Genomic DNA, 685 nt, shown 5'->3' with positions numbered 1-685 from the left:
ACACCGTAAACGGTGTGGTTTCCTAGGCTGCGAACTGCTTTAGAGATTTTCGCTATAGAACTGCCAATTTTGGATATTTAGGTCTTCAAATTTAATAAAAAATTGCTGTTTCTGGTAGTAAAAGCACTTTCTCAACCTACTTTAACAATGATCAGGTCATAAATGGAGTTAATATTAGCGCTACTCATATCATTAATAGGTGTTAAAATATAGCACTATATTTTGACAGCACCAGAAATAGCGAAATGATCGAATGAAGAGGAAAAAGCCGAATTTAGTTATTACTTAATCTCAAATTACCCAGTTGGTTTTTCTGGAGGTGCGCCTTTCTTTCTGCGTTTGATGCCTATACCTGTGGCAACAAGAGCAACCATGATTATTACAATTATTCCCATGTATAAAAGCCAGTTTACCGGCGGTGCTGCTACTACCTTCTCAGCCATTGGTGCAAATATTGTAAGCTCGGTTACATTTGCCCACACGATATTGTTTTCCGTATCTACACCTGTATTATTACAGAGCTTCCATTCTGTGCCTGTCCAGTAGTACATTTTGAGCGTAGCTTCATTTAAACCTTTAACATCCTCATCGCTGTATTCTATAGTGATGTTTACGTAAGTAAGCTTGCCCGTGATTGTAACTTCAATGCAAGTAATGTTTCGCAGATTTTCGGGTGGTGGTTGGG

Annotated in this window: 1 protein-coding gene; it reads right to left on the bottom strand. The window is 38.4% G+C overall.

Going from position 1 to position 685, the window contains the following annotated elements:
• Positions 1–296: 296 nt before the first annotated feature.
• Positions 297–685: hypothetical protein (locus tag QMD21_07850; protein ID MDI6856676.1), on the bottom strand; the 389-nt coding region annotated here is incomplete at its 5' end.

This window comes from Candidatus Thermoplasmatota archaeon, assembly GCA_030018475.1.
Classification (GTDB): Archaea; Thermoplasmatota; JASEFT01; order JASEFT01; family JASEFT01; genus JASEFT01.
The sequence above is the reverse complement of the archived record's forward strand: the minus strand, read 5'-3'. Positions and strand labels throughout refer to the sequence as shown.